This window comes from Brevundimonas sp. (assembly GCF_035627475.1).
Lineage (GTDB): Bacteria > Pseudomonadota > Alphaproteobacteria > Caulobacterales > Caulobacteraceae > Brevundimonas.
The window spans coordinates 1-1,871 of the sequence record NZ_DASPLR010000059.1 but is presented as its reverse complement, the minus strand read 5'-3'; the positions used below and the strand labels follow the sequence as shown (position 1 = coordinate 1,871).

Here is a 1,871-nt window from a genome sequence, read left to right as displayed (position 1 = left end):
GTAACTACTTGTATGGGGTTTTTGGTGCTGTCAAGCCGGTCATCTCCGTCTCCTCCCTCCAGTTCTACCATTCAAATGTACCGTGGCCGCTGCGCAGGGCGGCGTCCGGGTCAAGGGCGCGCACGGTCGGCGCCTGCGGCGCCGAGTGGTGCGGCGCGCCCTTGAGGCGGACGCCGGCCGGAACACGCTGCGTTCGCCCCGAAAGCCTCGCTTTCGGGGCTGCCCCGCGGCGAGCGGTCTTTTGCCTTCGTTCCGAGGGGAGCCCGCCATCGGGCGCGAACCGTCGCGCCGCGTCCTTGTATCCGGTGGGTCGAGAGGACCCGAACCATGATGCAGCCATGCGCATCGGCGGCGAGGCTCCGGGGCGGCGGACCCATTCTCACGGTCGGCTTGCAGGCCATGCAGTTACGCGGGACCCCGCCACCTCGGATCGTCGGCGGCACCCGGTCGCGGCTGGGCGAATAGGTGCCAGATCTCTCTATGCTTCCGTCGAGGGCGGTCACATGGTCGGGCGCAGGATCACGCCTTCGGGCACCGCGCCCGTGGTCACGAACCGCCACAGAGCGACGAGCAGCTTCCGGGCGAGCGCCACGACCATCGTCTTGCGGACGCCGCGCGCGGTCTCGGTGCGCTGGCGGTACCAGCGCGCCAGGGCACTGTCCTTCTGGAAGATGAGGAAGCGCCAAGCCAGTTGGATCATGCCGCGGCGGACCCGGGCGTTGCCCGAGCGGGCGAGCCCCTTGTCCCGACGTTTGGCGCCGCTCTCGTCGGGCGAACCGGTCAGGCCGGCGTAGCGTGCCACCGCACGGCGGTCCCGGAGATCGCGCGAGAGCACTTCGTGGACGAGCATGTCGGCGGTCTCGATCCCGACACCGACGACTTGGGCCAGCAGGCGCACCATGGCGTGGGAGCCGGTCGCCGGTCCCCGCTCCAGCTGCTCCAGGCGCGCCCGCTCGACGGCCTCGATCTGCTCTCGGATCAAGGCCAAGCGGGCCATGTCGCGGCGCAGTTCAGCCAAGGCGTTGGGCGGGATCGGTTCCCCTTCGGGAGTCTGGACCGTCTCCAGCCGCTCCGGTGCCTTCTTGAGCGTCGGGTTGAAGTCGCGCACGCCCAAGCGGACCAGGCTTGCCTTCATGCGGTTGACAATCCGCGTGCGCTCCCCGACCAGGGCCTCGCGCTCCCGGCTTGGCCGCTTGCCGTCCTCCTGCTCCAGGGTAGGAATGGCGGCCATCTTGCAGTGGTCGCGCTCGCCGCGCAGCCAGCCCAGGAAGGCACGCTTGAGCAGCTCGGTGTCGAGGCGGTCGGTCTTGGCGCGGCGGTGCTCGCGCGAGACGGCAACGCTGGCGGGGTGGATGACGTGCGCCTCGAGCCCGCGGACGCGCAGCCAGCGGGCAAGCCAGAAGCCGTCGCGGCCGGCCTCGAAGGCGACGGTAACCCGGGAGACGGCGTGCCCCGTCTTCACCGCCTCGTCGCGCCAGCGGTGCAGGAGCCTGAGCAGCGCCTCGGGGTCCGGATCGAGTTTCTTCAGCGGGTGCCGGTCCACGCCCGGGACGATGCCGGCGACCAGCCAAGTCGACAGGCTCATCTCGATGACCGCGACGAGGGTGGCGTCCTGCTCGAAGGCGACGAGCGACTTGCTCAGATCGTCAGGCTTGTGCATCGGGCTCTCCATCTCTCCGGGGATGTCGAGCGTTGATGGTGCCGTCTTCGCGCCGCCAGCCCCATAGCATCTCACGGGGCTGGTCAGCTGGCGAGGATCGGCTGACCGGCGAGCGCGCGTGAGATGGCCTGATGGGCCGTCAGGCCATTGAGGCGGCCGGTGCCGATCACGGAACGGGTTTGGGCGTGGACATCAGCGCCCCAGAGCGAGC

General features: G+C 69.9%; 1 protein-coding gene. It reads right to left on the bottom strand.

The annotated features are described in order from the left end of the window. Positions 1-499 precede the first annotated feature (499 nt). Positions 500-1,660, bottom strand: coding sequence for an IS110 family transposase (locus VEA62_RS15170; RefSeq protein WP_324823352.1), 1,161 nt, complete (start codon positions 1,658-1,660; stop codon positions 500-502). Positions 1,661-1,871 lie beyond the last annotated feature (211 nt).

Excerpts from the sequence above, each read along its gene's own strand:
- VEA62_RS15170 (WP_324823352.1), bottom strand. The coding sequence starts at position 1,660 with ATGCACAAGCCTGACGATCTGAGCAAGTCGCTCGTCGCCTTCGAGCAG.